Raw genomic sequence first — 4,819 nt, 5'->3', positions numbered from 1 at the left:
CGACGGCCGGTGCGCGAGAGGCACCGACTGGTCACGAAAGGCGCGCATTGTCGAAGGGATGGCGCGAAACCGGAACATTCTTTAGCCAAAGTTTGGCTGGCTAAATTTTATTTAGGAAAGTGTGTCGGGGCCGTTCGCGTCGCACCTGCGACCGCTTGACGCACGGTCGGAAGAACCGCGCTGCGCTCGATCCGGTTCGGCTGTAGCATCGCGTGATGTTCGATCGATACCTCGGCCCGTGGGGCCTCGTTCCCGACGGCAACCCGATCCTGACCGCGAGCGGCGGCCTGCTGCCGGTCGTGTGGCAGGGCCGGCCCGCGATGCTGAAGGTCGCCACCTGCGACGAAGAGCGGCGTGGCAATGCATTGATGGTCTGGTGGAACGGGCACGGCACCGCGCAGGTGTGGCAGCACGACGGCGATGCGGTGCTGCTCGAACGCGCGCGGCCCGTGCCGACGCTGGCCGGTTATTCGGCATCGGGGCGCGACGATGATGCGATGCGCGTCGCGTGTGATGTCGTCGCGCGGCTGCATGCGCATCGTGCTTCGGTGCCGCCTTCGGTCGTGCCGCTGCACGACTGGTTTCAGGCGCTGCTGTCGGATGCGTCAGGCAGCGACGTGCTCCATCGCTCGGCGACGGTCGCACGCCAGCTGCTGGCCGCGCCGCCCGTCGACGAAGTCGTCCTGCACGGCGACATCCATCACGGCAATCTGCTCCATTTCGGCGAACGTGGCTGGCTCGCGATCGACCCGAAAGGGTTGCGCGGCGATCGCGCGTTCGACTACGCGAACCTGTTCTGCAATCCCTCGCACGATATGGCAGTCGATCCCGTGCGCTTCGAGCGGCGCGTCGCGCTCGTGGTCGATGCGGCGCAGCTTGACCGCCGCCGGCTGCTGCAGTGGATTCTCGCGTGGTCGGGTTTGTCGGCGGTGTGGTTGATGGAAGACGGGCTGCTGCCCGATACGCGATTGCAGGTCGCGAAGCTCGCGGCGACTGCACTCGGCCTATAGCAATACGCATCGCTCGTGAAAACAGATTCATCGCGAATCTACAAGGAACTCCAGGGGAAAACCGACGGCTCTCGGCCACGAACGGGTATTCGCCTCTGTCGGTAGTCAGACATCTGAGTGATCGCTTCGCGTCGGAAGCGGTCGTTTGGCTAACAGCAGGCGAATTCGACGCCCGGACACGCCTGGGGCGTGATGATCGACCGAATCCAATTCGGCTCCAGGCGACGGCCACGCATCACGCACTGAACATGTGCATTCCATCCGACGCGTTTCGTCGATGAAACGCTTTTCGCGCACGCTTGAGAGCGGGATTTCTGAATCCGTTACCAACCGGCCATGGTGCGATTCGTGCGTACTCAAATCGGCCTGACTTGTGAGCCAACAATCCAACCGGGACTGGCTTCAATACATTGGCAATTGTCTTGGCCCGTGTCCCCCAATTCGACTCCGCAGGCCATTGCGTATCGAGCCCACTTGTTCCCAATGCCACTGGTTGCCTTGACGGCCTTCTCATTGTTAGGAGTTCATGATGAAATCCGCGTGCATGCGCTTGAGCAAAATTTACGGGTTGAGCCTCGTGCTGAGCATGGCTGCCGTGCTGGCGCTTGGCGCCGACACGGCGACAGCCGGGCCGGTTGCCACGATCTCCGATCTTGGCACCCTGCCTGGTGGTACCTTCAGCGTCGGCACCGGCATCACGGAACCCGACGAGGTAGTCGGCTATGCGTTCACCGCGAACCAGCAATATCACGCCTTTTTGTATCACGACGGCGTCATGCACGACCTCGGCACCCTCCCTGGCGGAAACTACAGCATCGCCGCCGGTATCAACCATCGCGGCCAGGTGGCCGGCTTTGCAACTGTCACGAGCGGAAACCTGCACGCCTTCTTGTATGACAACGGCGTGATGACCGACCTCGGTACCTTCCCTGGTGGAAACTACAGCGTCGGGAAGGCCATCAACGACCGTGGCCAAGTGGCCGGCTATGCGTATCCCGTCAATAGTGACTTGCACGCTTTTTTGTATGACCACGGCGTGATGAGCGACCTCGGCACCCTGCCCGGCGGCGGCTTCAGTGCCGCCATTGGTATCAACGACCGTGGTCAAGTAGTTGGCTACGCAACCAATGCAACCAACGCAAGTGGGCACTATCACGCTTTTTTGTATGACCACGGCGTGATGAGCGACCTCGGCACCCTGCCGGGCGGCGGCAATAGCTTCGCCAACAATATCAACGCGCAGGGCCAGGTGGTTGGCCAATCGCAAACGGCGAGCGGTGACACTCATGCTTTTTTGTATGACCACGGCGTGATGACGGATCTCGGCACGCTGCCTGGCGGCCACAACAGCGGCGCCAGCGGTATCAATGCTCGCGGCCAGATAGTCGGCTACTCGCAAACATCAAGCGGTGACAACCACGCCGTCTTGTATGACCACGGCGTGATAAGTGATCTCGGAACGCTACCCGGTGGCACAAACAGCTATGCGACGAGCATTGACAACGAGGGTAAGGTGTCCGGCCTGGCATACACCGCGAACGGGGCAGGCCACGCTGTCGTCTGGACGCTGGCCCATTGAGGGCGCCACACGTGCGTTGTGCTGGTTCGGGATGGCGCTGTCGGGCCAACGTCCGCTGGCCAAATACGAGCAATCCGCCAACGGGTTCGGCCACGTGAGTTATCGTCGAGCGTGGCGTACGCGCATGCAGCCGGCGTGACGTTTCGTTTCACCACATGAAGGATGCCAGGCGACCTTGATACGGCCCGGCAGTGGATCAATGGGTGCCGTCGTCTCTATCGATCGAGGCGTCTCGCCTTTCTCCCAGCGGTAGCGAGGAAGTCGGGCGCTTCGAGTCCGCGAGTGGCAGTTGTACCGTGGAAGCGGTCGTCGAACGTGCGGCGGCTCGAATGGCCGTGATGGATCGACAAGCAACATCCACGGCAACCCACGAAGAACCCGAAAAAAAACCCGCCGGCATCCGCCGGCGGGCTTTCACATCCAACTGCTTCCTCGACGCTTACCGCGCCGGGTTCAGCAACAGGTTCATGTGACGGTTCACATCCTTGTACAGCAGGTAACGGAAGCGACCAGGACCACCCGAATAGCATGCCTGCGGGCAGAACGCACGGAGCCACATAAAGTCGCCCGCTTCGACCTCAACCCAGTCCTGGTTCAGGCGATACACGGCCTTGCCTTCGAGCACATACAACCCGTGCTCCATCACGTGCGTTTCAGCGAACGGAATCACGCCGCCCGGTTCGAACGTCACGATGTTCACGTGCATGTCGTGGCGCATGTCGCTCATGTCGACGAAGCGCGTCGTCACCCATGCGCCGTTGGTGCCCGGCATCGGGATCGGCTCGACGTCCTGCTCGTTGGTCACGAACGCTTCCGGAAGCGGAATGCCGTCGACGGCCTGGTAGTGCTTGCGCACCCAGTGGAACCGCACCGCGGCATCGCTGACGTTGTGCAGCGTCCAGTCCGCGCCCGACGGAATGAACGCATAGCCGCCCGGCTTCAGCACGTGCTTCGTGCCTTGCAGCGTCAGCTCGGCTTCACCTTCGACGACGAACAGCACGGCTTCGGCATTCTTGTCCTGCTCGGGCTTGTCGCTGCCGCCGCCCGGGTTCACTTCGACGATGTACTGCGAGAAGGTTTCCGCGAAACCCGACAGCGGGCGGGCGATCACCCACAGGCGCGTGTTCGTCCAGAACGGCAGCCAGCTCGTGACGATGTCGCGCATCACACCCTTCGGGATCACCGCGTACGCCTCGGTGAACATCGCGCGATCGGTCAGCAGATCGGTCTGCGGCGGGTGGCCGCCATGCGGCGCGTAATACGTTGTCTTAGACATAGTGCATCCAGGCAATGGGTTGGTCCGGCCCCTGACGCAAACGGCATCGGGCGGCACGTACGCGCGTGGGGCACGCATGCGGCGGCGGGACATCGTTGCCGGGGTGGCTTGAAGGCGCATGCGCCTTCGTTCGGTCGGCCAGGCTTCGCGACGGGTTCGTCCGGTTCATCGGACGCAGCGGCCCATGCTTGTGGAGCCGGCGGCCGGGCCGCGGCGCTCGCGATCATGCGGCGAGGCGCGGCCAGCGGCACGGTGCGATGCCGTACGCGAGCCTTGCCGACGATAGCGAAGTCGTTCGCAATCGACCAATTAAATGTTGCGATGGATTCCATTCGATTTCCCACTACCGGCGGGCACCCGCGATACGCGGTGAGGAAGCGTGACGCGACGCTCTGGCTATCAGGGAAATCCTGACGAGCGAGGTAATGCACACGTCCGCCGGGACGCTAGAGGCGCAGGCGAGTAACCGCAGCCATGCCGGTCACGCACGCCGGTCGCGATACATCTGGTTACGCAGATGGGAAAACAACGACGGATGCACGCCAGCAAACTGCACCGCATCGATCATGAGCCGTCGTCAGGCCGGAGAACGGGCCAACGGGAATCGAACGAAACGCGCACGGTATCGACGCTGCCCGGACGCATTCAGTCGCGAGCGGCGATGTAGTCGGGAAACGGGGAAATACAGCAGGGAGGGAAACTTGCCGGCCCGTCGATCGGGCATCTGGCCGCGGCCGATGAGGCCGGAAAGGGTTCACCGGTATGACCGGCGATGGTGGCCCGGCAGGCCGCCGGGCCGAATTTCGCGTCGGGTGCCGACGCCGTCGGCGCGCCGGTGCGCGGGTCGCGCACCGTGCCGCGCCAGCGGCGATCAGTCCCAGTCGCGGTGGTGACGATGCTTGCGGTGGTGATAGCCACGATCGCCGCGGCCGCCGTAATCGCGCTCGTACGAGC

The 4,819-nt window shown here is 63.1% G+C and carries 4 protein-coding genes; 2 read left to right on the top strand and 2 right to left on the bottom strand.

The window, feature by feature from the left end; all coding sequences use genetic code 11:
• Positions 1–215: 215 nt before the first annotated feature.
• Together JYJ84_RS28495 and JYJ84_RS28490 are read left to right on the top strand one after the other, a co-directional pair.
• Positions 216–1,010 (top strand): aminoglycoside phosphotransferase family protein, encoded by a 795-nt coding sequence (locus JYJ84_RS28495; RefSeq protein WP_175222479.1) that lies wholly within the window; start codon positions 216–218, stop codon positions 1,008–1,010.
• Positions 1,011–1,536: 526 nt separating this feature from the next.
• Positions 1,537–2,589 (top strand): DUF3466 family protein, encoded by a 1,053-nt coding sequence (locus JYJ84_RS28490; RefSeq protein ID WP_175222478.1) that lies wholly within the window; start codon positions 1,537–1,539, stop codon positions 2,587–2,589.
• A 439-nt stretch (positions 2,590–3,028) separates the two neighbouring features.
• Here JYJ84_RS28490 and JYJ84_RS28485 read toward each other — a convergent pair whose 3' ends face one another.
• Together JYJ84_RS28485 and JYJ84_RS28480 are read right to left on the bottom strand one after the other, a co-directional pair.
• Entirely contained in the window at positions 3,029–3,865 is an 837-nt protein-coding gene (locus JYJ84_RS28485) for a bifunctional allantoicase/(S)-ureidoglycine aminohydrolase (protein WP_175222477.1), read from the bottom strand.
• Between the two features lie 645 nt (positions 3,866–4,510).
• Positions 4,511–4,819: hypothetical protein (locus JYJ84_RS28480; protein ID WP_205189768.1), on the bottom strand; the 309-nt coding region annotated here is incomplete at its 5' end.

The sequence above is a fragment of the Burkholderia sp. LMG 13014 genome (assembly GCF_905232215.1).
Taxonomy (GTDB): domain Bacteria; phylum Pseudomonadota; class Gammaproteobacteria; order Burkholderiales; family Burkholderiaceae; genus Burkholderia.
Note: the sequence above shows the minus strand (reverse complement) of the source record. Positions and strands in the feature narration are given on the sequence as shown.